Origin of the sequence: Micromonospora sp. NBC_01412 (assembly GCF_045040215.1) — a bacterium.
GTDB classification, from domain to species: domain Bacteria; phylum Actinomycetota; class Actinomycetes; order Mycobacteriales; family Micromonosporaceae; genus Micromonospora; species Micromonospora rubida.
In genome coordinates this window covers 995390-1019562 of record NZ_CP109528.1, presented here as the reverse complement: position 1 = coordinate 1019562, position 24173 = coordinate 995390, and the positions used below count along the sequence as shown (strand labels likewise).

Annotated in this window: 21 protein-coding genes, 1 tRNA gene and 1 pseudogene; 14 read left to right on the top strand and 9 right to left on the bottom strand. The window is 72.4% G+C overall.

Going from position 1 to position 24173, the window contains the following annotated elements:
* Window positions 1-52: 52 nt before the first annotated feature.
* The 3 genes and pseudogenes from OG617_RS04315 to OG617_RS04305 form a co-directional block, all read right to left on the bottom strand.
* The gene (locus OG617_RS04315; RefSeq protein WP_405104136.1) at window positions 53-418 is read right to left on the bottom strand and encodes a hypothetical protein; all 366 of its coding nucleotides are present in this window, start codon (window positions 416-418) and stop codon (window positions 53-55) included.
* Between the two features lie 276 nt (window positions 419-694).
* Window positions 695-802, bottom strand: a pseudogene (locus OG617_RS04310) (terminase gpP N-terminus-related DNA-binding protein); the annotation flags it as partial.
* 32 nt (window positions 803-834) lie between these two features.
* Window positions 835-908: transfer RNA gene (locus tag OG617_RS04305), tRNA-Leu, on the bottom strand.
* A 93-nt stretch (window positions 909-1001) separates the two neighbouring features.
* On the opposite strand from OG617_RS04305, the gene OG617_RS04300 reads away from it, so the two are divergent.
* From OG617_RS04300 to polA, 8 genes are all read left to right on the top strand, one after another.
* Window positions 1002-1622: an ANTAR domain-containing response regulator gene (locus tag OG617_RS04300; RefSeq protein ID WP_405098866.1), complete on the top strand. Its 621-nt coding sequence runs from the start codon at window positions 1002-1004 to the stop codon at window positions 1620-1622.
* Between the two features lie 73 nt (window positions 1623-1695).
* Entirely contained in the window at window positions 1696-2895 is a 1200-nt protein-coding gene (locus OG617_RS04295; RefSeq protein ID WP_405098864.1) for a hypothetical protein, read from the top strand.
* A 265-nt stretch (window positions 2896-3160) separates the two neighbouring features.
* Window positions 3161-4327: a branched-chain amino acid ABC transporter substrate-binding protein gene (locus OG617_RS04290; RefSeq protein WP_405098862.1), complete on the top strand. Its 1167-nt coding sequence runs from the start codon at window positions 3161-3163 to the stop codon at window positions 4325-4327.
* Between the two features lie 91 nt (window positions 4328-4418).
* The gene (locus tag OG617_RS04285) at window positions 4419-5369 is read left to right on the top strand and encodes a branched-chain amino acid ABC transporter permease (RefSeq protein ID WP_405098860.1); all 951 of its coding nucleotides are present in this window, start codon (window positions 4419-4421) and stop codon (window positions 5367-5369) included.
* Window positions 5366-6520 (top strand): branched-chain amino acid ABC transporter permease, encoded by a 1155-nt coding sequence (locus OG617_RS04280; RefSeq protein WP_405098858.1) that lies wholly within the window; start codon window positions 5366-5368, stop codon window positions 6518-6520. Before OG617_RS04285 ends, OG617_RS04280 begins: the two co-directional genes overlap by 4 nt.
* 7 nt (window positions 6521-6527) lie before the next feature.
* Complete coding sequence (locus tag OG617_RS04275; protein ID WP_405104101.1) at window positions 6528-7433, top strand: ABC transporter ATP-binding protein; 906 nt, start codon at window positions 6528-6530, stop codon at window positions 7431-7433.
* Window positions 7423-8133, top strand: coding sequence for an ABC transporter ATP-binding protein (locus tag OG617_RS04270; RefSeq protein ID WP_405098856.1), 711 nt, complete (start codon window positions 7423-7425; stop codon window positions 8131-8133). Before OG617_RS04275 ends, OG617_RS04270 begins: the two co-directional genes overlap by 11 nt.
* Before the next feature lie 158 nt (window positions 8134-8291).
* On the top strand, window positions 8292-11000 hold the full coding sequence (polA, locus tag OG617_RS04265; protein WP_405098854.1) for a DNA polymerase I: 2709 nt from the start codon (window positions 8292-8294) through the stop codon (window positions 10998-11000).
* 25 nt (window positions 11001-11025) lie between these two features.
* Here polA and OG617_RS04260 read toward each other — a convergent pair whose 3' ends face one another.
* Genes OG617_RS04260 through OG617_RS04245 form a run of 4 tightly spaced genes read right to left on the bottom strand, consistent with a single transcriptional unit; the run spans window position 11026 to window position 13126 of the window.
* Window positions 11026-11373 (bottom strand): DUF3140 domain-containing protein, encoded by a 348-nt coding sequence (locus tag OG617_RS04260; RefSeq protein ID WP_405098852.1) that lies wholly within the window; start codon window positions 11371-11373, stop codon window positions 11026-11028.
* Window positions 11360-11578: a DUF2945 domain-containing protein gene (locus OG617_RS04255; RefSeq protein ID WP_396670857.1), complete on the bottom strand. Its 219-nt coding sequence runs from the start codon at window positions 11576-11578 to the stop codon at window positions 11360-11362. Before OG617_RS04255 ends, OG617_RS04260 begins: the two co-directional genes overlap by 14 nt.
* Window positions 11579-11620: 42 nt before the next feature.
* On the bottom strand, window positions 11621-12223 hold the full coding sequence (locus OG617_RS04250) for a Uma2 family endonuclease (RefSeq protein ID WP_405098849.1): 603 nt from the start codon (window positions 12221-12223) through the stop codon (window positions 11621-11623).
* 57 nt (window positions 12224-12280) lie between these two features.
* Window positions 12281-13126, bottom strand: coding sequence for a class I SAM-dependent methyltransferase (locus tag OG617_RS04245; protein ID WP_405098847.1), 846 nt, complete (start codon window positions 13124-13126; stop codon window positions 12281-12283).
* 413 nt (window positions 13127-13539) lie between these two features.
* Here OG617_RS04245 and rpsA point away from each other — a divergent pair, with 413 nt between their 5' ends.
* The gene (rpsA, locus tag OG617_RS04240) at window positions 13540-15033 is read left to right on the top strand and encodes a 30S ribosomal protein S1 (protein ID WP_405098845.1); all 1494 of its coding nucleotides are present in this window, start codon (window positions 13540-13542) and stop codon (window positions 15031-15033) included.
* Between the two features lie 139 nt (window positions 15034-15172).
* A complete protein-coding gene (coaE, locus tag OG617_RS04235; protein ID WP_405098843.1) occupies window positions 15173-16354 on the top strand; it encodes a dephospho-CoA kinase in 1182 nt (393 codons plus the stop codon).
* An 85-nt stretch (window positions 16355-16439) separates the two neighbouring features.
* Here the strand turns inward: coaE and OG617_RS04230 are convergent, their stop codons facing one another.
* A complete protein-coding gene (locus OG617_RS04230; protein ID WP_405098841.1) occupies window positions 16440-18245 on the bottom strand; it encodes a hypothetical protein in 1806 nt (601 codons plus the stop codon).
* 314 nt (window positions 18246-18559) lie between these two features.
* Here OG617_RS04230 and uvrB point away from each other — a divergent pair, with 314 nt between their 5' ends.
* From uvrB to OG617_RS04210, 4 genes are all read left to right on the top strand, one after another.
* Complete coding sequence (uvrB, locus tag OG617_RS04225; protein WP_405098839.1) at window positions 18560-20665, top strand: excinuclease ABC subunit UvrB; 2106 nt, start codon at window positions 18560-18562, stop codon at window positions 20663-20665.
* A 35-nt stretch (window positions 20666-20700) separates the two neighbouring features.
* Window positions 20701-21717: a helix-turn-helix domain-containing protein gene (locus OG617_RS04220; protein WP_405098837.1), complete on the top strand. Its 1017-nt coding sequence runs from the start codon at window positions 20701-20703 to the stop codon at window positions 21715-21717.
* A 23-nt stretch (window positions 21718-21740) separates the two neighbouring features.
* Window positions 21741-22109, top strand: a complete 369-nt coding sequence (locus OG617_RS04215; RefSeq protein WP_405098835.1) for a VOC family protein — start codon at window positions 21741-21743, stop codon at window positions 22107-22109.
* A 116-nt stretch (window positions 22110-22225) separates the two neighbouring features.
* Entirely contained in the window at window positions 22226-23185 is a 960-nt protein-coding gene (locus tag OG617_RS04210) for a helix-turn-helix domain-containing protein (RefSeq protein WP_405098833.1), read from the top strand.
* Between the two features lie 220 nt (window positions 23186-23405).
* Here the strand turns inward: OG617_RS04210 and OG617_RS04205 are convergent, their stop codons facing one another.
* Complete coding sequence (locus OG617_RS04205) at window positions 23406-23699, bottom strand: antibiotic biosynthesis monooxygenase family protein (RefSeq protein WP_405098831.1); 294 nt, start codon at window positions 23697-23699, stop codon at window positions 23406-23408.
* Between the last annotated feature and the right edge of the window lie 474 nt (window positions 23700-24173).

Sequence of the window (24173 nt, the reverse complement as noted above, 5' to 3'; positions counted from 1 at the left end):
CCGGCAGCTGTCCGCCGGGTGCGGTCAGGACCAGCTGTTCCACCGGGTGCGGTCAGGACTTCGGGCCGACGTGCCGGTCCAGGGCGGCGACCGCCTCGCGCCGGGCCACCGACAGCGAGTTGCGGCGGTTCATCCGCCAAGAGACGCCGAGCAGGTCCAGCGCCCACTGGCACAGCCCCATGATGTCGGCCGACTCGTTGCTGAACATGTAGCGGGGATAGACGTAGGCCCTGCCGCGCACGGTCACCCGGTTGGCCACCCGGCAGCCGTCGGAGTGGAACAGGCCGCGCACGAAGTCGCCGGGGTGGGCGGCGACGATCTCCCGCTGCCAGTCGGTGAGGACGATCGGCCGCTCGTGCTTCTTTCCCGGCCCGTGCTGCGGCAGCAGGCAGGGCCAGTGCACGCCGTAGCTCTGCACGCTGACGCACCCCTGCTGCTGAACCCGTTGCACTCTCGCCGCCAAGACCGCTCGCATGGCGGAGTCGCAAGCCTCGATAAGGTCCGGCCACACGTTGCTGCACGAGATCCTCAGGACCGGAACCCGACTCGAGGTGGTGAGGTGCCCATCTCCGAGGTAAAGCCCCAGGAGATAGGCATAGGCATGTGGGTCTGTCGGATTGCCGATACCGGGACCGCAGCGGAAGCAGCGGAAGGCAGTGCCTTGCTGCTTCGGCTCAGGGCGATGCCTGCACCACTGACGGACCGTCGCATAGGGGAGGCCGACACTGCGGGCGGTTTCGGCGACGGTCGCCCCGGAGAGGTAGAGGCGGCGGGCGCGCGCTCGGATCTCAGGTGGATGCACCCGTCCAGCTTCGTACGCGCGTACGATATTTGTGCCCCCGGTGGGATTCGAACCCACACTGTATGCAGTTTGAGTGCATCGTCTCTGCCGGTTGGACTACAGGGGCGTTCTGTGGTTCGGCCCCATCAGGGTACCCACTACGCTAGGGGCGGCGACACCCGGCACGGCGGTGTCGGGCACAGACTGGTGGGAGTGGCTCGTGGCCGAGACGCAGACGGATGCCGAGCGCAGGCGGGTGTTGATCGCCGAGGATGAGGCGCTCATCCGGCTGGACCTGGCCGAGATGCTGGTCGAGGAGGGCTACGAGGTGGTCGGCGAGGCAGGCGACGGCGAGACCGCCGTCCGGCTCGCCGAGGAGCTGAAGCCCGACCTGGTCATCCTCGACATCAAGATGCCGATCATGGACGGGCTGGCCGCCGCCGAGCGGATCGCCGGCGCCCGGATCGCCCCGGTGATCATCCTGACCGCGTTCAGCCAGCGTGACCTGGTGGAGCGGGCCCGGGCGGCCGGCGCGATGGCGTACCTGGTGAAGCCGTTCCAGAAGAGCGACCTGGTGCCGGCGGTGGAGATCGCGCTGTCCCGGTACTCGGAGGTCGCCGCGCTGGAGGCCGAGGTCGCCGGCCTGACCGACCGGCTGGAGATTCGCAAGGCCGTGGAGCGCGCCAAGGGCGCGCTGATGACCACGTACGGGATGACGGAGCCGCAGGCGTTCAAGTGGATCCAGCGCACGGCGATGGACCACCGGATGACCATGAAGGAGGTCGCCGAGCGGATCCTCGCCGAGACCGCCGGCGGCGAGGCGGCCCAGCCCGCCTCCTGACGGGGCGCCGTCCGGGGGGAGCCGCGCGCATCGCGGCTCCCCGTCGTTGCGATTGATCGATACGATCGCGTCCATGCCTTCTCGGTGCCTGCGGGCGATGCCCGGCGTGGTGGCCGTGTGCGCGCTGCTGCTGGCCGGGTGCTGGTCGGCGCCGCGTCCCGCGCCGGAGCCGACCCCGCTGCGCCCCGACTGGCGGGCGGTGGCCCTGCCGACTCCGCCCGGCGCGGCGGGGCGGCTGCTGCTGCGCGACGCGGCGGCCTGCGGTGGGCGCTGGTTCGTGGTGGGCGCGGTCGCGGACGCGGCGGGCGTGACCCGGCCGGCGGCGTGGTCCAGCCCGGACGCGGCGGCGTGGACCCCGCTGCGGCTGTCGGCGCGCAGCGGGTACGGCGCGGAGAACGTGCTGAAGGCGGTGGGCTGCCGCGACGGCCGGCTGGCGGCGGTGGGCGCGAAGAGCGGCGGGGTGCACGGCAATCCCCGGGTGAGCACGTGGCGGCAGCTCGCCGACGGTTCGGTGGTGGAGGTGCCGGCGGAGTTCGAGGTGTTCGGCGGCCCGGACGCGGTGAACGTGGGGCGGATCGCGGGCGGCCCGGAGGGTTGGGTGATCGCCGGTAACCGGGGCACCGGCGCGGCGGCCTGGTCCTCGGTGGACGCGGGGGAGTTCCGGCTGGTCAGCGGCGTGCCGCCGCTGGCGTCTGACGCGGCGGGGCGGACCTGGGCGGCGGACGTGGCAGCGGGAGCGTCGGGTTGGGTGCTGGTGGGCTCGTCGCGGGCGCCGGGGCGGCCGGGCGGTGAGCCGGCGGTGTGGACCTCGCCGGACGGCCTGGGTTGGCGGCGGGAGGCGCTGTCGGGCGTGGACGCGCCGGGTGATCTCCAGCGGGTGGTCCGGGCGGGGGAGCGGCTGGTCGCGGTGGGTCGGCGCGGTGACGGCGTGGGGGCCTGGATCGAGGGGCCCGGCGGGGCTGCGGGGGCGGCCCGGGCGGGTTGGCGGCCGGGCGGGGTGCTGGAGCGGGCCGGGGGCGCGTCGGCGCAGGTGGCGGGCCTGGCGGCGGTGGACGGCGGGATGGTCGCGGTGGTCCTGTCCGGCGCGGGCGGGGCGGCCTGGTTCTCGACGGATGGTGGTGGCTGGTCGCCGGTGGCGGTGCCGGCCCCGTTGCCGGTGGGGGCGGACCGGTCGGTCGCGGTGGCCGGGGCGGGGGACCGGATGCTGCTGCTGGTGGATGGCGTGCGGGGTGCCGGGGTCTGGTCGGCGCGAGTGCCGCGCGGGCCCGGGTGAGCGTGCCTGCGGTTTGTTTCCGGACAGTGTCGGATGCCCGATTTCGCCCTTTCCCGCGGGTGTGTGTTACAGCACCTCAGTGAATCTGGCCACTCAACGTAACGGTTAGGTCAACCCCGCTTCCTAAGTCTTACGGCGTGCCCTGCTGGTGGGATAACGTCCCGCCCCAGACCGGGTACGCGGTCGGTTCGATCCCCTCCAGCAAGAGCCAATTTCCACATTGCGGCGGGTGATTCGGGCCTTCGGACGGAGGAGGGTACGAGCCGTGAGGCAGAAGCTCGCACGGGTGCTGGGTGGCGTGGCCATCAGCGCGCTCGTTTTCAGTGGCACGGCCGCGTGTAAGGCCGACAGTGGCACCGAGGAGGGTGGCAGCTCCGCCGCCTGTGGCCTCAAGATCGGCTTCTTTGGCCCGCTCACCGGCGACGCCGCGGGTCTCGGTATCCACATGCGCAACGGCACCAAGCTGGCGATCGACCAGTACAACAAGGACAACGCGGACTGCAAGGTCAACCTCGAGCAGTACGACTCGCAGGGCGACCCGGCCAAGACCCCGCCGCTGGCGCAGCAGGCGGTGGGCGACACCAAGGTCGTCGGCCTCGTCGGCCCGGCGTTCTCCGGCGAGTCCGAGGTGGGCGGCCCGATCTTCGACGCGGCCGGCCTGCCGACCATCACCCCGTCGGCGACCCGCCCGAGCCTGAGCACCAAGGGCTGGAAGGTCTTCCACCGGGGCGTCGGCAACGACACCTCGCAGGGCCCGGCTGCCGGCCGCTACATCAAGAACGTGCTGAAGGCCGAGAAGGTCTACGTCGTCGACGACCAGTCGGCGTACGGCACGGGCCTGGTGGACGAGGTCAAGAAGGTCATCGGCACGGTCGTCGGCGAGGACAAGGTCCAGGTCAAGCAGACCGGCTTCTCCGCGGTCGTCACCAAGATTGTCGGCAGTGGCGCGACGGCCCTCTTCTTCGGTGGGTACTACACCGAGGCGGGCCTGCTGCTCAAGCAGCTCAGGGGCGCCGGCTGGAAGGGCACCATGATCGCCGGTGACGGCGTGAACGACGCCCTCTTCATCAAGGTCGCCGGTCAGGCGGTCGCCGAGGGCACCATCCTGACCTGCCCCTGCGCCCCGGCCACCGCGGCCAAGGGCAGCTTCGTGACCGACTACAAGGCGGCCTTCGAGAACGCCGAGCCGGGCACCTACGCCGACGTCTCGTACGACATTACGAAGATCTACCTCGAGGGCATCAAGGCCGGCAAGGCCACCCGGGCCGACCTCCTGGCCTTCGTGAAGTCCTACAACAAGGCCGGTGCCGCCACCGGTGTGACCTACAAGTTCGAGGCCAACGGCGAGCTGGACCCGGCCCAGGTGCTGGTCTGGGCGTTCAAGGTCAACGCGGGCAAGGTCGTTCCGGACATCGAGATCCCGAAGGCCTGACCGGTTCTCCGGTTCCGCCAGGGATACCAGACGACGCGGCCGGGAGTAGTCCTCCCGGCCGCCTCGTTTGGCCGCACAGTTGGAGCCCCACTTGAACTTCGATGAGTTGTTCGGGAATTTCCCGGCCCTGACCATCACCGGGCTGGAACAGGGCGCGATCTACGCCCTGGTCGCCCTCGGCTACACCCTGGTCTACGGCGTCCTCCGCCTGATCAACTTTGCCCACTCCGAGGTCTTCATGGTCGGTACCTTCACCGCCTTCTGGACCTGGGAGGCCCTCGGCTACGACCAGAACTCCACCGCGCCGGCCCTCGGCCCGCTGATCCTCGCGCTGGCGGCCGGCCTCATCGTGGCGGGCGTCGCCTCCGCGGCGACGGCGGTGACCGTGGAGTTGGTCGCCTACCGACCGCTGCGGCGGCGCAACGCGCCACCGCTGGCCTTCCTCATCACCGCGATCGGCGCGTCGTTCGTGCTCGCCGAGTCCTTCGGCATCGGCACCCGCCGGGCGCCGTTCGGCATGCCGACGCTGCTTCCCTCCGAGACGCTGTTCACCGTCTTCGGCGCGGACGTCACCAACGTCCAGCTGTTGATCCTCGGCGTGACGCTGGTGATGATGGTCGGCCTGGACCAGTTCGTGAACCGCAGCCGGCTCGGCCGCGGCATCCGGGCGGTGGCCCAGGACCCGGACACCGCCGCCCTGATGGGCGTGAACAAGAACCGGGTGATCCTGCTGGTGTTCGTGCTCGGCGGCCTGATGGCCGGCGTCGCGGCGCTGCTGTGGAACGTCCGCTACGGCTTCACGAAGTTCAACGTCGGCTTCCTGCTCGGGCTGAAGGCGTTCGCGGCGGCGGTGCTCGGCGGCATCGGCAACCTGCGCGGCGCGCTGCTCGGCGGCCTGCTGCTCGGGGTGGCGGAGAACTACGCCGCCGGCCTGTTCGGTGGGGACTGGAAGGACTTCACCGGCTTCGTGCTGCTGATCGTGCTGCTGATGTTCCGCCCCACCGGCCTGCTCGGCGAATCTCTCGGGAGGGCGCGCGCATGACCGCCACCGTGGACAAGGGTCGGCCCGCCGGCTTCAAGGGCCGCTGGGCGGCCATGCCCAAGCAGATCCGCTGGGCCGCGATCGCGGCGCTGGTCGTCCTGCTCTACATCCTGCCCAACAAGTGGTTCTACGAGTACCTGGGCTTCCCGATCGGGAGCGAGTACTTCGCCCTCTACACCACCCGGTCGGACTTCGCGGGCGTGCTGTTCGACACCGCGGTCTTCGTCCTGCTGGCCGTGGGGCTCAACGTGGTGGTCGGCTTCGCCGGCCTGCTCGACCTGGGCTACTTCGGCTTCTACGCGCTCGGCGCGTACACGGTCGCGTTGTTGACCTCGCCGGAGAGCCGGCTCGGGACGAACTGGCCGTGGCTGGCGGCGGTGCCGATCGCGGTCATGGTCGCGATGATCTCCGGCGTCATTCTCGGTGGCCCGACGCTGCGGCTGCGCGGCGACTACCTGGCCATCGTGACCCTCGGCTTCGCCGAGATGATCCGGCTCTACGCGGCCCGCAACGAGGGCGTGCTGCAGGGGCAGCGGGGCATCCCGTCGATCCCGCACCCGCCGGGCTCCGGCTCGGACGGCAAGCCGCTGTTCGGGGTGGTGGACGCCCGGCCGTACTACTGGCTCCTGCTGACGTTGATCCTCCTGGTGATCGTGCTGGTCCGGAACCTGGCCAACAGCCGGGTCGGCCGGGCCTGGGTCGCCACCCGCGAGGACGAGGACGCCGCCGAGGTCATGGGCGTGCCGACGTTCAAGTACAAGCTCTGGGCGTTCGCGATCGGGGCGGCGGTGGCCGGCCTGACCGGTGCGGTCTTCGCCGGCAAGCAGACGTTCATCAACTCGGACCAGTTCGTGCTGGAGAGTTCCATCCTGGTGCTCGCGGCGGTCATCCTGGGCGGTGTCGGCAACATCAAGGGGGCCATCGTCGGCGGCGCGATCACCTGGTACCTGCCGGAGTGGTTGCGCGGCGTCGGCGAACTGCTGGGGGTGGAGTTCGACGCGGCGGAGTACCGGATCCTGATCTTCGGCCTGGTCGTCATCGTGATGATGATCTTCCGTCCGCAGGGTATCGTGCCCAACCGGCGGCGGGCGGCGGAGTTCGCCGACCGGCGCCAGGAGGCGGTTCCGCAGGAGAAGGTGCCCAGTGAGTGACCCGCAGATGAAGAGCGAGCGCGACCCGAGCAGCGACCGCGACGTCACCGCCGACGGCCGCAGCACCGTCGGCGTGCCGCCGGAAAAAGGCCCCGACGGGCCCACGGCCACCGCCCCTGTGGCGCGGGACGCCGCGGGGCGGGAGCCGCTGCTGGAGGTCGACGACGTCACGCTGCGCTTCGGCGGCGTGGTCGCCCTCGACAAGGTCAACTTCACCCTCTACAAGGGGGAGATCCTCGGCCTGATCGGCCCGAACGGCGCCGGCAAGACGACCTGCTTCAACGCGATGACCGGCGTCTACCGGCCCACCGAGGGCGAGATCCGGTTCAAGGGGCAGCGCACCAACGGCAAACGGCGGTCGTGGATCACCAAGGCCGGCATCGCCCGGACGTTCCAGAACATCCGGCTGTTCCCCGAGATGACGGCGCTGGAGAACGTGATGGTGGGCGCGGACGTCCACCACAAGACCAGCGTCATCTCGGCCATGCTGCGCCTGCCGCGGCACTGGCGGGAGGAGCGGGAGGGCCGGGAGAAGGCGTACGAGCTGCTGCGGTTCGTCGGCATCGAGCGGCGCGCGAACGACCTGTCCCGCAACCTGTCGTACGGCGAGCAGCGCCGGCTGGAGATCGCCCGGGCTCTCGCGACGGACCCCGCCCTGCTCTGCCTGGACGAGCCGGCCGCCGGCTTCACCCCGGCGGAGAAGGAGGAGCTGCTCGGCCTGATCCAGTTGGTCCGTGACAACGGCACGACCGTGCTGCTGATCGAGCACGACATGCGGCTGGTGATGGGCGTGACCGACCGGATCGTCGTGTTGGAGTTCGGCAAGAAGATCGCCGAGGGGTTGCCGGCCGAGGTCCGGGACAACCCGAAGGTGATCGCCGCGTACCTGGGGGTGCCGACCGATGCTGCTTGAGATCAAGGACCTGACCCTGTTGTACGGGCGCATCCAGGCGCTGCACGGGATCAGCCTGGTGGTCAACGAGGGCGAGGTGGTCGCGCTCATCGGCGCCAACGGCGCGGGCAAGACCACCACCATGCGGGCGGTCTCCGGGCTGCGTCCGGTGGCCCAGGGCTCGATCGTCTTCGACGGCACCGACGTCACCCGGATGCGGGCCGACCTGCGGGTGACCCGCGGGATCGGTCAGGCGCCCGAGGGCCGGGGCGTGTTCCCCGGCATGTCGGTGCTGGAGAACCTGGAGATGGGGGCGTACACCCGCCGGGACAAGGCGGAGATCGCCAAGGACATGGCGATGGTGCTGGACCTGTTCCCCCGGCTGGCGGAGCGGCGCAAGCAGGCCGGCGGCACCCTTTCCGGCGGTGAGCAGCAGATGCTCGCCGTGGGTCGGGCGCTGATGGCCCGGCCGCGGCTGCTGCTGCTCGACGAGCCGTCGATGGGTCTGGCGCCGAAGCTGATCCAGCAGATCTTCGAGATCATCACCCGGATCAACGAGCAGGGCACCACGATCCTGCTGGTGGAGCAGAACGCCCAGCAGGCGCTGTCCCGCGCCCACCGGGGGTACGTGCTGGAGACCGGCCGGATCGTCAAGGAGGGCACCGGCCAGGACCTGCTGCACGACCCGGCGGTCAAGGAGGCGTACCTCGGCGTGGCCTGAGGTCGTACCGTCGGCGGCCGGCTGTCCCCACCCGGGGGCGACCGGCCGCCGACGTCTGTGCCCCCGGCGCCGGGACGCCCGGCCGCCTGGGCGATTCCCGGCTCCGCCGGCCGTGCCACCGGGCGGCGATGTCGGGCGTACGGACTAGAGTCGCCTGCGTGACAGCTACGACGCCGCGCCTACTCCTCGTCGACGGACACTCCCTGGCATACCGGGCGTTCTTCGCCCTGCCGGTGGAAAACTTCTCCACCACGACGGGGCAGCCGACAAACGCCGTCTACGGCTTCACCTCGATGCTGATCAACGTGCTGCGCGACGAGCGGCCGACCCACATCGTCGTCGCCTTCGACGTGTCCCGCCGCTCCTTCCGCACCGAGAAGTACGCGGAGTACAAGGCGGGCCGCAGCGAGACCCCGGCGGACTTCAAGGGCCAGGTCAGCCTGGTCAAGGAGGTGCTGGAGGCGCTCCAGATCCCGGTGGTGGAGAGGGAGGGCTACGAGGCCGACGACGTCATCGCCACCCTCGCCTGCCAGGCCCGCGACCAGGGCATGACGGTGCTGATCTCCAGCGGCGACCGGGACGCCTTCCAGCTCATCGACGACAACATCACGGTGCTCTACCCCCGCAAGGGTGTCTCCGACCTGGCCCGGATGGACGCCGCCGCGATCGAGGCGAAGTACGGCGTCGGCCCGCAGCGCTACCGCGACCTGGCCGCCCTGGTCGGCGAGACCAGCGACAACCTGCCGGGCGTCCCGGGGGTGGGGCCGAAGACCGCCGCCAAGTGGATCAACCTGTACGGGGGGGTCGACGGGGTCGTCGCGCGGGCCGACGAGATCAAGGGCAAGGCCGGCGACAGCCTGCGCGAGCGGCTCGCCGACGTGATCCGCAACTACGAGCTCAACCGCCTGGTCTCCGACCTGGAGCTGCCGGTCCGTCCCGAGGACGCCCGCTGGGCCGGCTGGGACCGGGAGGCGGTGCACCAGGTCTTCGACACCCTGGAGTTCCGCATCCTCCGCGACCGGCTCTACCAGTACCTGGAGGCCGTGGAGCCGGAGGCGGAGGCCGGGTTCGACCTGACCGGCGAGAAGCTCACCGAGCCCGGCGCGCTGGCCGGCTGGCTCGACGCGCACGCCCCGGCCGGCACCCAGGTCGGCGTCGCGGTGAAGACGCCGGCGAAGCCGACGACCCCCCGGGAGCGGTACGAGCCGCAGCTCGACGGCGTGGCCCTGGCGCTGGCGGCCGGCCCGGCGGCCTGGTTCGACCCGGCGGAGCTGGTCGAGGCCGACGAGCGGGCCCTGGCCGGCTGGCTGGCCGACCCGCAGCGGCCCAAGGTGGTGCACGACAGCAAGCACGCCCGGCTGGCGTTCGCCGCCCGCGGCTGGGACCTGGCGGGCGTGGCCCGCGACACCGAGCTGGCCGCCTACCTGGCCCGCCCCGACCAGCGTTCCTACGACCTGACCGACCTGGCGCTGCGCTACCTGCACCGGGAGCTGCGGGTCGACGCCCCGGAGACCGGTCAGCTCACCCTGGACGGCCTCGGCGACGACGGCGAGGCCGAGCAGAACCTGATGCTCCAGGCCCGGGCCACCCTCGACCTGGCCGACGCGATCGACGCCGAGCTGTCCCGCGACGGCGAGCAGTCCGCCCGGCTGATGGCGGGGGTCGAGCTGCCGCTGTCGGAGGTGCTCGCCACGATCCAGCGGGTCGGCATCGCCGCCGACCTGGACTACCTCCAGGAGCTGGAGGCGCACTTCGCGGGCGAGGTCAAGGCCGCCGCCCAGGGCGCGTACGCCGCGGTGGGGCGGGAGTTCAACCTGGGCTCGCCGAAGCAGCTCCAGGAGTTGCTCTTCGGCGAGCTGGAGCTGCCCAAGACCAAGAAGATCAAGACCGGCTACACCACCGACGCCGACGCCCTCCAGTGGCTCTACGCGCAGAACCCGCTGCCGGTGCTGGAGCACCTGCTACGCCACCGGGACGTGGCTAAGCTCAAGTCGACCGTGGACGGCCTGCTCAAGTCGGTCTCCGACGACGGCCGCATCCACACCACGTTCAAGCAGACGGTGGCGGCCACCGGCCGGCTCTCCTCCACCGATCCCAACCTGCAGAACATCCCGATCCGTACCGAGGAGGGTCGGCGGATCCGCCGGGCCTTCGTGGTGGGGCAGGGGTACGACTGCCTGCTCACCGCCGACTACAGCCAGATCGAGATGCGGATCATGGCGCACCTGTCGTCGGACGATGCGCTGATCGAGGCGTTCAACTCCGGTCGCGACTTCCACGCCGCCACCGCGTCGTCGGTGTTCGGGGTGCCGGTGGAGGCGGTCACCGCCGACCAGCGCCGCAAGATCAAGGCGATGAACTACGGCCTGGCGTACGGGCTGAGCGCGTTCGGCCTGTCCCAACAGCTCGGGATCACCGCCGAGGAGGCGCGCGGGCTGATGGAGAACTACTTCGCCGGCTTCGGCGGGGTCCGTGACTACCTCAACGAGGTTGTCGCCCGGGCCCGGCACGACGGCTACACCTCCACCGTCCTGGGCCGCCGGCGATACCTGCCCGACCTGGTCAGCGACAACCGGCAGCGCCGGGAGATGGCCGAGCGGATGGCGCTGAACGCCCCGATCCAGGGTTCGGCGGCGGACATCATCAAGGTCGCCATGCTGCACGTCGACGCGGCGCTGCGCGACGCCGGCCTGCGGTCGCGGGTGCTGCTGCAGGTGCACGACGAGTTGGTCTTCGAGGTGGCTCCGGGCGAGCGGGAGTCCCTGGAGACGCTGGTCCGCAAGGAGATGGGCGGGGCGTACCCGCTGTCGGTCCCGCTGGAGGTCTCCGTCGGCGAGGGCCGCGACTGGAACAGCGCCGACCACTGACGCTCCCGGGAGGGCCGCGGCCCGTTCACCTGAGCGGGTCGTGGCCCCAGTTCATCAGCGACCACCGCCACTTCGTGTCGCGCACGTTCCCGGACGGCCGTTGCGCCATGTGCCGGCGGACGTACCCGACGACCTTGCGCATGTGCTGGTAGTCGGCCTCGGAGAGCCCGGCCCGTCCGCGCCGCAGCAGATTGACGATCTTCCGACCGGATTCGTGCCCGACCGACTCGCCGCCGCCCGCCCGGCCGCCCTTGTGCGAGCCGACCTGCTTCGACTCGTCGGTCTCCAGCCACGTCGACAGCTCGCCCGGCTTCATGTTCACCGCCTCGGCGAACTCCCGGTACGTGTCGCGTCCCCGCTCAGCCCTGCTCACGACGCAGCGCCTCCGGCCGGTGGGCGACGTCCCGTCCCGAGTCGTCGACGCGGATGCGGTACTGCGGCTCGTCCTGCGACGCGTTCACGGCGTGCCCGCGCACGTGCGTCCGCTCGGTCAGCTCCTCCCGCACCACTCCGTGGGCGCGGCCGCTGTGGCTGGCCCAGGAGACGTGGTCACCCCTGCGGAACTTGTTGTCGGCCATGAGGCTGGCTACCCGGGGCTTTCCCGGCCAAACGGGCGGCGGCTACGCGGTGAGCTCGGCGACCGGCAGCTTGATGTCGAACGGCTCGGTCAGCTCGATCAGCTCCGCGCTGTCGGCGACCAGCTCGTACTGCCGCTCACCGCTCAGGCTGAGCTGGCCGCTGAGCCGGTACGCGTACACGTGCACCGGGTCCTGCTCGATGCGCCAGTAGAACGGTATGCCGGCGGCGGCGTACTCGCCCGGCTTGGCGAAGCGGTCGACCCGTCGGGTGCCGGGGGACACCACCTCCACCGCGAGGACGACGTCCTCCGGCAGGAGCAGGGAACGGTCGGACCGCACCTCGGCGCGGCGCAGCAGCACGTCCGGCTGTCGGCTGGTGTTCGCGTTGAGCGCCACCCCGACGGCCTGCGTGGCGCGGAGGTGGTCGGGCGCGTGTTGCAACAACCAGCGGGCCAGGAGCAGGGAGATGTCCTGATGGCCCAGGGTGGGGGAGGGTGTCACCTGGATGACTCCGTCGACGAGTTCGACGCGCGGGGCGTCGTCCGGCAGGTTGGGCAGGTCTTCCAGCGTGTAGTCGGCACGCTGCTGCCGGATCGGGTCCGGACACCAGGGGCCAGGTGGTGTCGCGATCGGTTCGGCGCTCACCCGGTCAGCGTAACCCCGGCCCTCGCCCGGGGCGTCGCACCCGCTGTGCGACGCCGCTCAGCCGGCGGGCTTCTCCGCGACGAAGATGGCGGTGCCGGGGAAGAGCCGGCCGCGCAGCGGGCTCCACTGCCCCCAGATCCCCTCGTGCCCCTCCGGCCACTCCGGCTCCACCAGGTCGACCAGCCGGAACCCGGCGCCGACCAGTTCGCGGACCCGGTCGCCGAGGGTGCGGTGCTGCTCGACGTACGTGGCCGCGCCCGACTCGTCCTGCTCCACGTACGGGGAGCGGTCGAAGTACGAGTGCACGGCCGTCAGGCCGTCCTCGCCCGGGTCGTCGAGGAAGACCCAGCGCATCGGGTGGGTCACCGAGAACACCCACCGGCCGCCGGGCCGCAGCACCCGGAACACCTCGCGCATCACCGCCGCCGAGTCGGCCACGAACGGGATCGCCCCGAACGCCGTGCACGCGGTGTCGAACGCCGCGTCCGCGAAGGGCAGCGCGAGCGCGTCGGCCTGCACCAGCGGCACCCGTACACCCGTGCGATCGGCGGCCGCCGCGGCGTGCCGCAGCATGCCGATGGACAGGTCCAGCGCGACCGGCCTCGCCCCCGCCTTGGCCAGCCAGCGGGCGGCGGCCGCCGCCCCGGCGCCCACCTCCAGCACCCGCCGCCCGGCGACGTCGCCGAGCAGCCGGGCCTCGGCCTCCCGCAGCCCTTCGGGGCACCAGACGAACTCCACGTCGCCGAGGAACGCGCCGTGCTCGGCCTGGTAGTCGTCGGCGTCGGCGTCCCACCAGCCACGGTTCGCCCGGCGGCTCTCCGCGTTGGTGACCGGGCGCCGCAGCACGCCCGGCGGGTCGGCGTGGTCGGCGTGGGTGGCGGCACCCGCCCGGTCGTCGGTCATCGCGGCAGTCTATGTGGCCACCCGGCCGGCTCCCCGGCTCCGCGCCGCCGGGGCGCCGCCCGGCGCGATGCTCCCCGGTTCCGCGCCGCCAGGGCGCCGCCCCGGCGCGGCGCCCGTCGGACGGGGCAAAACACCGCCGGTCGGGACGTAAGAGACGGCGCATCGCGAAAGCGGGCTGGATCACTTATCCCCGGGGCTTGCACGCTGTGGTAATGCACACGGTAGGCTGGACGATGCGCTCGCGGATCGTGTGCCTCGGCAGGGAGCAGGTGCGCGGTCGACGGAGCTACATCAGGATCTCACTCAGCGATCGTTCGGTGTGCCCGGCGACGGATCCGTTGGCGCGAACAGGTCACCGCGACACCAGCCTGCTGTGACAACCCAAAACCCATCCGACCGGAGCAACCGCCCACATGACGAGCAGCATCGAGGCCCCCTCGAGCGCCACCCGGGTCACCCACGACGATCTCGGTTCCGAGGAGGCTTTCCTCGCCGCGATCGACGAGACCATCAAGTACTTCAACGACGGCGACATTGTCGAAGGCACCGTCGTCAAGGTCGATCGGGACGAGGTCCTGCTCGACATCGGCTACAAGACCGAGGGTGTCATCCCCTCTCGGGAGTTGTCGATCAAGCACGACGTGGACCCGGCCGAGGTCGTTTCGGTCGGTGACCACATCGAGGCCCTGGTCCTCCAGAAGGAGGACAAAGAGGGTCGTCTGATCCTCTCCAAGAAGCGGGCGCAGTACGAGCGGGCCTGGGGCACGATCGAGAAGATCAAGGACGAGGACGGTGTCGTCCGCGGCTCGGTCATCGAGGTCGTCAAGGGTGGTCTCATCCTCGACATCGGGCTCCGCGGCTTCCTGCCCGCGTCCCTGGTCGAGATGCGGCGGGTGCGCGACCTGCAGCCGTACGTGGGCCGTGAGCTCGAAGCCAAGATCATCGAGCTGGACAAGAACCGCAACAACGTGGTCCTCTCCCGCCGGGCCTGGCTGGAGCAGACGCAGTCCGAGGTGCGCACCGAGTTCCTCAACAAGCTGCAGAAGGGCCAGGTCCGCAAGGGCGTCGTGTCCTCGATCGTCAACTTCGGCGCGTTCGTCGACCTTGGCGGCGTGGACGGCCTGGTGCACGTCTCCGAGCTGTCCTGGAAGCACATCGACCACCCGTCCGAGGTTGTCGAGGTCGGCCAGGAGGTCGAGGTCGAGGTCCTGGACGTCGACCTGGACCGCGAGCGGGTCTCGCTGTCGCTGAAGGCGACCCAGGAGGACCCGTGGCGGCAGTTCGCCCGTACCCACGCGATCCAGCAGATCGTGCCGGGTAAGGTCACCAAGCTGGTGCCGTTCGGCGCCTTCGTCCGGGTGGACGACGGCATCGAGGGCCTGGTCCACATCTCCGAGCTGGCCGAGCGCCACGTGGAGATCCCGGAGCAGGTCGTCCAGGTCGGCTCCGAGGTCATGGTCAAGGTCATCGACATCGACCTGGAGCGTCGCCGGATCTCGCTGTCGCTCAAGCAGGCCAACGAGGGCTTCGTCGAGGGCGAGGAGCACTTCGACCCGACCCTCTACGGCATGGCCGCGACCTACGACACCGAGGGCAACTACATCTACCCGGATGGCTTCGACCCGGAGACGGGCGAGTGGCTCGAGGGGTACGACAAGCAGCGCGAGACCTGGGAGAACCAGTACGCCGAGGCGCGTACCCGCTGGGAGGCCCACACCAAGCAGGTGCAGACCTCCCGGGCCGCCGACGCCGAGGCCGCTGCGAACCCGGCTCCGGCCGTGTCCGCTGGTGGCACCACCACCTCGACCAGTTCGGCCCCGAGCCGGCAGGCCGAGGAGCCGGCAGGCACCCTGGCCACCGACGAGGCGCTCGCCGCTCTGCGGGAGAAGCTCGCCGGCGGCAAGTGACCCGCTGACGACGACGGGCCTCGTCCCTGCGATCCGGTTTCACCGGGTCGCTGGGGGCGGGGCCCTCGCCGTGTCCCGGCGTCGGCACCGGCCGTCGGGCCGGTTTGGCTCGGCGCACGGGATCCGGTTGACTGGTCCGGTGTTGATGATGGGACTGACCGGCGGAATCGCGTCCGGCAAGAGTGCTGTCGCGGCGCGGCTGGCCGCGCTCGGCGCGGTGTTGATCGACTCCGACCGGATCGCCCGGGAGGTGGTCGCCCCGGGCAGCGAGGGACTGGCGGAGATCGTCGCCGCCTTCTCCGATCGGGTGCTCGGCCCCGACGGCGCACTGGACCGGGCCGCGCTGGGCGCGGTCGTCTTCGCCGACGAGTCGGCCCGCCACCGGCTGGAGGCGATCACCCATCCCCGGGTCCGGGCCCGGAGCGCCGAACTCGTCGCGGCGGCGGCCCTCGACGCGGTCGTCGTCAACGACGTGCCGCTGCTGGTCGAGGTCGGGCTCGCTCCGACGTACCACCTGGTGGTCGTCGTGCAGGCGGAGATCTCGACCCGGCTGACCCGGCTGGCACGCGACCGGGGCATGGACCGGGCGGACGCCGAGCGGCGGATCGCCGCGCAGGCCGACGACGCCCGCCGCCGGGTGGCGGCCGACGTGGTGCTGTCCAACGACGGCACCCTCGACGAGTTGCACGCCGCGGTGGACCGGCTGTGGCGGGACCGGCTGCTGCCGTACGAGGCGAACGTGCGCGACCGGCGCGCGGTGCGCCCCGAGCGGGTGAGGCTGACCGAGCCCGACCCCACCTGGCCCCAGCAGTACGGCCGGCTGGCGGCCCGGATCCGGCACGCGATCGCCCCCGCCGACCTGCGGATCGACCACATCGGGTCGACCGCCGTGTCCGGCCTGGCGGCCAAGGACGTCATCGACGTCCAGCTCACGGTGCCGAGCCTGGCCGAGGCGGACGGTCCGCTGGCGGATCGCCTCGCGACCGCAGGTTTTCCCCGGGTACCCGGCCAGTGGTGGGACAGTCCCCGGCCGGCGGGCAGCGACCGGTGGGAGAAGCGTCTGCACGGCAGCGCCGACCCCGGCCGCCCGGTGAACCTGCACCTGCGGCAGGAGGGCTCGCCCGGCTGGCGCTACGCCCTGCTGATGCGGGACCACCTGCGCGCGGACCCGAACCAGCGGGCGGCGTACCTGGCGCTCAAGCGGGAACTGGCGGCCAGTGGGCCGGACACCGTCACGTACACCACCGCCAGGGACCCGTGGTTCGACGAGGAGCACCACCGCGCCGAGGAGTGGGCGGCGCAGACCGGCTGGCGGCCCTGACCCGTCGTACCTGTCCCGCACCGCGGGGCGGCTCGGCCGGGGCGGCGCGGCGGTGCGGCGGCGCGGTGGTGCGGCGGTGCAGGCGTCAGCGCCCCGGCTTGCCGGCGGACGGGACGGGCGACGGCAGCGCCGGCACCAGCCCCGGCCCGAGGTCGAGCTGGGCGTACGTGCCGAGCCGGGTACGCAGCTCCAGCCGGCGGAGCAGGCCGGCCCGGTCGATCCAGTAGCGCAGCCGGCCGTGCCGGGCGTCCACCTCGATGACGTCGACGGTCCGGTCGGCGATGCGGTCCCCACGGATCCGGGTGGCTGGCCGGGGCGCCCCGGTCGCCGAGCCGACCCGCAGCGCGGCGGCCAGCAGCACGTCGACGTCGTCGGCGCCGGGCCCGGCGCGTCCCCAGGTGTGTCCGGTGCGCGGGGGCGGCAGTGGCGGCGCGACGAGCGCGTTCCCGGCGTCCGACGCCGACCAGACCCCGGTGGCGTCGTAGCGGCGCAGGGTCCGCCCGGCGGGTGCGGCGCGGGCGCCGACCGACAGGTACGCGGCCCGCTCGGTCCAGCTGATCCAGCCCGTGCCGCGCAGGGTGACGCCTGGGGCGACGGGCGCGGTGAGGGTCGCGGTCGCGCCACCCTCGGCGCGCATCCGGGCCGCCGTCCGTGCGAACCGCTCCTCCTCCGGGCCGGTGAGCGCTCGGGGCAGCCCCGCCCGGCCGCCCAGCGCCGCCACCGGCCACAGCACCGGCCGGTTGGCCCGTTGCAGTTCCACCGTCACCGGCACGCCGCCGGGTAGCTGTCCCTCCAACCGGTGCAACCGGGCGTCCCGATCGATCCACCAGCGCGCGGCCCCGTCGAGGAGCGCGGTGCCGGCGGGCCTGGCGGCTGCGGCCGGCAGGCTCACCGCCGGGCCGGGCCAGCCTGCGCTGCCGGATCCCCGTGGGGACGCCGTGGGTGAACCCGCGGACCCGGCCGCGCCGGTCGGCGTGCTGCGGGGAGCCCCCCTGCCGGTCGTACCGGGTGGGCTCGTCGTGTTCGGCGGACTCACCGCGCCCGCCTGGCCGGCGGTGCCGCGCGCCGGCGCCGTGTTCGACGGGCCTGTGGTGGCGGGCGGGCCGGACGGGTGGGAAGCGGTGCCTGGGGTCGACGGGGCAGGTCGGCCGGCTTCCGGGGCGTCCTGCGGTCCTCGCCGGTCGGCGTCGTCGGGCAGCGGGGCCTGGAGGACGTCCACCGGCTGCCTGCCGGCCTCGGCGCGGGCCAGCCACCGGGCGGTGCCGGCAGGGATCGCCCCGGCCGGCTCGGTTCGGGGCGCGGCGAGCGCGAAGAGCAGGTCGAGGGTGGGGCGCAGGGGCCGGGCGGCGGACCCGTCGGCGACCCGCCACCCGTCGACCGGGGGCACCAGCGGCGGGGATGCCGGGGCCGGCACCGCCGTGGGGTCGGGCCGGGCCATCAGCAGCCCGGGGGTGGCCTGGACCAGGCCCCGGCCCGGCCCGGCCCCCGGACCGCCGACGTCCACGTAGGCCAGCGGCCGGGACCAGTCCACCCAGCCCACCACGTCGGTGCGGGCGGCGGCGGTGCCGATCGTGATCCGCAGGCCGGACCGGACGTCCCGGTGGTTGGTGACCCGGACAGCGGCGAGCCGCTCCGCCTCGGTGGGGGTCAGCGGCCGGGCCGGCTCCGCAGCCGGCGGCGCCCAGGTCAGCAGACCGGCGGCCAGGCCGGCGGCGGAGGCGACCGCGATCACCCCGAGGGCGACCACGGTGGTACGCCGACGCCGGCCGTCGAGCCGGTCGGTCCCGGCGGGGGCGTCCGGTCCGCGGGGCCTCCGGTCGCTTGCGCCGCCGGTCGCCGAAGGGCCTGGGGCCCGGTCGGGCCGGGGCGTCGGGTCGGGGGAGTTGTCCACGGCAGGATGAACTTCGTGCGCCTGTGACAGGTGACGCACGAATCGCCCCCTTTGTGGGGGCGCTCGCGGCGGCCGGTCTGCGCGTCGCGCGACCACCTCGGGTGCGCACGCCGGTGTTGCCCGGGTGCTGCGACCCCAGTGCCAGGGGCGTGCCGGCCGTTGAGGCCAGGCCGCCGGCCCGGACGGCCGCCGCGAGCGGCCTACGGCCCATACCCTAGCGTGGTGAGATGTGCCACACAATGCGAATATTGAAGCCGATCACTGACTGACGGTGGTCGCCGCGTTGTGTCGGACCTCCGGCGTACCGTTGGGTCATGGCGCTTGACATTCCCCGGCTCGATGGCCGCTTCCAGGTGGTCAGCGATTTCCAGCCGGCCGGCGACCAGCCGGCAGCCATCGACGATCTTGAACGTCGGGTGCGGCGTGGCGATCGCAACACGGTCCTGCTCGGCGCGACCGGCACGGGAAAGAGCGCCACCACGGCCTGGCTCGTCGAGCGGTTGCAGCGCCCCACCCTGGTGCTCGCCCCCAACAAGACGCTCTGCGCCCAGCTGGCCAAGGAGTTCGGCGAGCTGCTGCCGCACAACGCGGTGGAGTACTTCGTCTCCTACTACGACTACTACCAGCCCGAGGCCTACATCCCGCAGACCGACACCTACATCGAGAAGGACTCCTCGATCAACGAGGAGGTCGAGCGGTTGCGGCACTCGACGACCATGTCGCTGCTCACCCGCCGCGACGTGGTCGTGGTGGCCACGGTCTCGGCGATCTACGGCCTCGGCACCCCGGAGGAGTACCTCGACCGGGCCGTCCGGGTCGCCGTCGGGCAGGAGCTCGACCGCGACCAGCTGCTGCGCCGCCTCGTCGACATCCAGTACACCCGCAACGACATGTCCTTCCAGCGGGGCACGTTCCGGGTGCGCGGCGACACGCTGGAGATCATCCCGGCGTACGAGGATCTGGCCGTCCGGATCGAGCTGTTCGGCGACGAGGTGGAGAAGCTCTACTACCTCAACCCGCTGACCGGTGACGTGGTCCGCGAGGTCGACGGTCTGATGATCTTCCCGGCCACGCACTACACCGCGGGGCCGGAGCGGATGGAGCGGGCCACCCGCGACATCGAGACCGAGCTGGCCGAGCGGCTCGCCGAGCTGGAGCGGCAGGGCAAGCTGCTGGAGGCGCAGCGGCTGCGAATGCGCACCACCTACGACCTGGAGATGATGCGTCAGGTCGGCTTCTGCTCCGGCATCGAGAACTACTCCATGCACATCGACGGCCGGCAGCCCGGCAGCCCGCCGCACTGCCTGCTCGACTACTTCCCGGACGACTTCCTCACCGTCATCGACGAGTCACACGTGACGATCCCCCAGATCGGCGGCATGTACGAGGGCGATGCCTCCCGCAAGCGGATGCTCATCGACCACGGCTTCCGGCTGCCCAGCGCCGGCGACAACCGGCCGCTCCGCTTCGACGAGTTCCTGGAGCGGGTCGGCCAGATGGTCTTCCTCTCCGCGACTCCCGGCCCGTGGGAGCTGGAGCGCGCCCAGGGCGAGTTCGTCGAGCAGGTGATCCGCCCGACCGGCCTGATCGACCCCGAGGTGGTGGTGAAGCCCACCCGGGGGCAGATCGACGACCTCATGCACGAGATCAAGCTGCGCACCGAGCGGGACGAGCGAATCCTGGTCACCACGCTGACCAAGAAGATGGCCGAGGACCTGTCCGACTACCTGTTGGAGAACGGCATCCGGGTGCGTTACCTGCACTCCGAGGTGGACACCCTGCGCCGGGTGGAGCTGCTGAGCGAGCTGCGCAAGGGCGACTACGACGTGCTGGTCGGCATCAACCTGCTCCGGGAGGGTCTCGACCTGCCCGAGGTGTCCCTCGTGTCGATCCTCGACGCCGACAAGGAGGGCTTCCTGCGCAGCGCCCGATCGTTGATCCAGACCATCGGCCGGGCCGCCCGGAACGTTTCCGGCCAGGTGCACATGTACGCGGACAAGATCACCCCGTCGATGGCGATGGCGATCGAGGAGACCAACCGGCGCCGGGACAAGCAGATCGCCCACAACGAGGCACACGGCATCAGCCCCGAGCCGCTGCGCAAGAAGATCCACGACATCCTCGACGACATCTACCGGGAGGCGGAGGACACCGAGTCCCGGATCGGCGGGGCGGCGCGGCAGCTCTCCCGGGGCAAGGCGCCGGTCAAGGAGACCCGCAGCCGCAGCCGGATCGGCGCGGCGGGCCCGTCCCGCGAGGGGATGGCCCGGGCCGACCTGGCCCAGCTCATCCAGGAGCTCAACGACCAGATGCTGGCCGCCGCCCGGGAGCTGCAGTTCGAGTTGGCCGCCCGCATCCGCGACGAGGTCGCCGAGCTCAAGAAGGAGATGCGGGGGATGGACGCGGCCGGCGTGAAGTGACCGGGGAACGGGCCCCCGGGAAAGGCACCGGGCCGGTGGGTTCCGGTGCCCCGCCGTCGCATCCCACCGGGCCGTCGCACTCCATCCGCGAGCGGGCGGCTGCCCCGGTCGACCCGTTCGACGAGGCCGTGGTCGGTCTGCCCGCCCCGGCGCTGCGCCCGTTCGTCGGCCACTACCTCGGCTACCGGCAGCGCGTCGAGCGGGAGCTTCGCCGCCGCGAGGTGGCCGGGGCCTTCGTGGTGGTCGTACTCGGCTGGGGAGCCCCGCTGGACATCGTGGATCCGCGCGACGCCGCCAGGTCGGCGTACCGGGTGGACTCGTTCGTGGCCGGCACCTTCGACGCGTGGTGCACCACCAGCACGGTCGGGGTCGGCACCGGCGTGCAGCTCACGCTCACCCCGCCGGCCGCCCGTCGGATGCTCGGCGTGCCGCTCGGTGAGCTGACCAACCGGGCCCTCGCAGCGGAGCAGCTTCCCGGCGGCTGGCTCGACCGGCTGCGTGGGCGGCTGGCCGACACGCCCGACTGGGCCGGGCGGTTCGCGCTGCTCGACGCCGCGATCGGGGCCAGGCTCGCCGTGGCCGACCCGGTGGATCCCGCGCTGCGGTGGGCCTGGGGGCGGCTCGCCCACAGCGGCGGGCTGGTGGGCGTCGGGGCGCTCGCCGAGGAGCTGGGGTGCAGCCGCAGGCACCTGGCGGCACGGTTCCGCCGGGAGCTGGGGCTCACCCCGAAGACGACCGCTCGGCTGCTGCGCTTCCAGGGGGCGTACGCCCTGCTGACCGGCGCCCCGCCCGCCGGCGCGCCGACGGAGCCCGGCGGTGCGGACGAGCGTGGGACGGGCCCGGCCGAGCGCGGCGGCAGGGGGTCGGGCGGTGCGGCCGGGCACGTCCGCCGGGACCCGTACGGCCCGGCGGGCCGGCCCGCCGGCGCGGAGCTGGCGGCGGCCTGCGGCTACTACGACCAGTCCCACCTGATCCGCGACTTCCGCGAGTTCGCCGGGGACACCCCGGCTGGCCTCATGGGTTCCCGGTCACATTCGTCCAATCCCCGCTGACCGGCCGTCCGCAGAATCAGGGTATGCGTACGATCTACCCGATCCTCCGGTATCCCGACCTCCAAGCCGCCGTCGACTGGCTGCACGCCGCCTTCGGCCTCGAACCCCGGGCGGTGCACCGCGCGCCGGACGGGACTGTCGTCCACGTCGAGCTGGTGCGGGAGACGGGCATGGTCATGCTCGGCGCGGGCCCCGGCCCCCGGTCCCGTCCGGCCGATGACGACTACGCGGTCTACGTCGCGGTCGACGACGTGGACGGCCATCACGCCCGGGCCCGGGCCGCCGGTGCCCGGATCGTCCGCGAGCCGTTCGACACCGACTACGGCTCCCGGGACTACGCCGCCCGGGACCTGGTGGGCAACGTCTGGTCGTTCGGCACCTACCGTCCCTGACCCGCCCTCGGGTGCGGGTGGCGGTGACGGGGGCGCCACCCGAACCCGTTGCGGACGGCGAGCGAGGTATTGCAGCGTGTGATCGATCTGCGTACGCTCCGTCCTGGGAGGCGGGGATGCCGTTGCCAACGAGTCCGGTGATTCGACGTGCGCGACTCGGTGCCGAGCTGCGCCAGCTACGCAGGCGGGAGGAGCTCACCCTTGAACAGGTCTGCGAGCGGCTGGGCTGGGCGTCGACCTCCAAGCTGTCCCGCATCGAGCTGGGCCAGAGCCGACCCGATCTCGCCGACGTGCTCGACCTGCTCGACGTCTACCGGGTCGCCGCCGAGGAACGCGAGGCGCTGATCGTCATCGCCCGGGACGCGGCCATCGGTCGCGGCTGGTGGAAGACCCTCGGCGGGATGGGCGAGCGCCAGCGCGCGTACGCCGAGCTGGAGGCCGGGGCGGCGACCGTGGTGGAGTACCAGCCGGCCGTCGTGCCCGGCCTGTTGCAGACCCCGGCGTACGCCCGGCTGCGCCTCGGGGTCGCCCGGCTGCTGCACCCCGACATCGACGTGGAGGCCGACGTGCGGGCCCGGCTGGTGCGGCAGGAGGTGCTGCACCGGGCCGAGCCGCCGCACTACACGGCGTTGCTGGAGTTCACCGCCTGCGGCCCGGGTGGATTGCCGGAAGGGGTCTGGCGCGAGCAGCTGCGCCACCTGGCCCTCCTGTCCCGCAAGCCGAACGTGACGATCAGGGTGGTGCCGCCCGGCGTCACGACCGGTGGCGTCCACCCGCTGACCCCGTTCGCCCGGTACTCCTTCCCCGACCCGGCCGATCCCCGCACCGTGATGCTGGAGGCGTTGACCACCGATGTCCGGCTGGTCTCCGCCGCCGACCTCGCCTGGTACGACACGGTGGTCGACCGGATGCTCGACGCCGCACTCCCGGCCGCCGAGACGACGGCGCTGCTGGCCCGGCTGGCCGACGATTCGGCGCTGCCGTCGCCGACCGGTCCGGGCGGCCACCCGTTGGCCTTCCGGGTGCGGCCGGAGGAGGTGGCGGCGGTGCCCCGGCCCCGCCCGCCGCAGGACTGAGCCCGGGCTGTCGCCGCGCCGCCACCGGGCCCGGCGGCCCCGAGCCCGTCGGCACCGGTGGCCGGCGCGTCAGACGCACCGTAGGCGGGGGGTACGACATCGGCGGTCGGCCGCAGCGGCGGACGTGCCGGGCCGGGGTATCCGCCCATCGCGTGCAGCACGTTGCGCCCGGCCATCCGCTGGTGGCGGGCGACGGGCGTAGCCGCAGTGCCGGGGCAGCTCAGGCAGGTACGTCGACGAAGTGCTCGACCAGCGGCGGGCCGGCGAAGTGGGGGCCGATCAGCTCCCGCCACCGGGTGAACCGCTCGGTGCCCCGGAAGTTCGCCTCGTGCGCCTCGACGGAGTCCCACTCGACCAGCAGCACGAATCGCGACGGCGACTCGACCCCGCGGGTCATCCGCACTGAGCGGCAGCCAGGCGTCGTCGCGAGGATCTCGTGACCCTGCGCGTACGCGGCGGCGAAAGTGTCCTCGTGTCCGGGCATCACATCGATGAGCGCGACCTCAAGCACCATGCCCCTGAGCCTGCCATGTCCCCGGCCGGGACGAACGACGCGGGGGGACTGTCCCGCCGGTCGGACCGCTCCGCTGCCGCCCACCCCTCCCGCGGGCTTTCGCGGCCTTGCCCGCCGCGCACGTGCCGGCCAGCCCGGCCCTGGTGCGGCTGCTGGCGGGAAGCTGCCGCCCGCCGACCGGGACCGCCCCCGGGTTCCGGGGTGGCCTCCTAGGAAGCTCTGCGGGCGGAGACTTCCGTCACGCCGGACGTGGTGGGAACGTCGATGTGCGGGCCCGGAGATGCGGCCGGAGGCCTCGATGGTGAAGAATGGCGGCGAAGGAGGGGAGTATTCCCCCGTGACGGAGTCGTCAGCACGGTCGACCATCGCCCCCGATGGCCCGACCCGGCTCCGTCGGTCACCGCCCCACACGTGGGCCGGTGGCGGAAGAGACCTCCGACAGTCACCAGTGTCCGCGTTGCCGCAACCTGCCCG